Origin of the sequence: Streptomyces sp. GC420, assembly GCF_009916105.1 — a bacterium.
Classification (GTDB): domain Bacteria; phylum Actinomycetota; class Actinomycetes; order Streptomycetales; family Streptomycetaceae; genus Streptomyces.
Genome location: NZ_JAAAXQ010000740.1, coordinates 1 through 1,456 on the forward strand (window position 1 = coordinate 1; position 1,456 = coordinate 1,456).

Annotated in this window: 1 protein-coding gene; it reads right to left on the minus strand. The window is 78.0% G+C overall.

Going from position 1 to position 1,456, the window contains the following annotated elements; translation table 11 throughout:
- Positions 1–282: 282 nt before the first annotated feature.
- On the minus strand, positions 283–1,089 hold the full coding sequence (locus GUY61_RS38285; protein WP_313897045.1) for a GntR family transcriptional regulator: 807 nt from the start codon (positions 1,087–1,089) through the stop codon (positions 283–285).
- Between the last annotated feature and the right edge of the window lie 367 nt (positions 1,090–1,456).

Genomic DNA, 1,456 nt, shown 5'->3' on the forward strand with positions numbered 1-1,456 from the left:
GGACCACACGGACCGCCGAGGACACCGCGCCACCGGAACCCCCGCCCTCTCCACCGCCGACGCACTCGACGACCACCCGCTCGTCGGCCACCCGCTCGCCGGCCACATCGCCCGCGCCGCGGGCACCCGGCTGCTCGCCATCCGCCGGGAGCCCGGCGGCGCGGACCCCGGGCGGCTGCGGGCGGCCGTGGACGCCTGGGCCCGGACAGTCATCGCGGACCTGTTCGCCGAGCACCGCCCGGCCGACGCGGTGCTGCGGTCAGTGCCCGAGGTGCACCGCGGTCAGCGCTCCGTGCCCCTGAGGTGCCCGCGCAGCAGTGCCTCGACGCGCCGCGGGTCCTGCGCGGCCAGGGCGTCCAGCAGCGCGGCGTGCTCGGAGGCGTCGGCCAGGAGGTCCGCGCGCCGTGGTGCGGGGGCGCCGACGAGCGGCCACTGGGAGCGCCGGTGCAGATCGTCGGCGACGACGACGATCTGCTGGTTGCCCGCCAGGGAGAGCACCGCCCGGTGGAAGGCGCGGTCGGCGTCCGCGTACCCGGCGAGGTCGCCGCGGGCCGCCGCCGTGACGGTCGCCTCGGCGAAGGGCCGCAGTTCGGCCCAGTGCGCGGAGGGGACGGTACGGGCGAGGCGCACCATCACCGGCACCTCCAGCATGGCCCGTACCTCGGCCAGTTCGGCCAGTTCCCGGGCACCGCGCACGATGACCCGGAAGCCCCGGTTGGGCACGACCTCCACGGCCCCCTCGAGGGCGAGCTGCTGCATGGCCTCGCGGACCGGGGTGGCGGAGACGCCGAAGCGTTCGCCGAGCGCGGGCGCGGAGTAGACCTCGCCGGGGGCGAGTTCGCCGCCCACGAGCGCGGCGCGCAGCGCGTCGAGGATCTGGCCGCGCACGGAGTGGCGCTGCAGCGGCCTGCGGCGCGGCAGGCCCTCGAGTCCCTCTCCGGCGTCCGGGTCCGTGTGCGACGGCACCCCGGCCCGCGGCCGGTCCGGCCCGGCCGCGGGCCGGGGTACGACGGGGGCGGCCGGAGGGGGCGGTTCGCTGTGGGTGTGCTCCCCGCGCGCCCGCTCCTCGCCCCGCAGCTGCCCGGGCACCCGTGCGGTCGGTGACGAGGCCGGTGACGAGGCCGGTGACGGTGCCGGTGACGGTGAGGGGGTCGGTGTCGACGACGTGTCGGCGCCCGGCGCGGGGCGCGCGGGGTACTGGGGCGCGGCGGGCTGCGCCGCGCCGCGCGTGCGTATCCGCTCCACCTGTTCCTCCTGCCGCGTCGCGTCCGGACCGTCCGCCGGCCCGGACGCCCGTGTGAACCATAGGCGGGTCACGGCGGAGTTCAAACCCGGACCCGATCGGATAAGGTAAGCCTTACCTGCCCTCCGAGCCCGATTCGGTGGTCCCGCCATGACCGTTCCCGCTCTGCTGCCCGGCGCCGCGGCCGTCCCCGCGGACCCCTCCGCCCTCCCC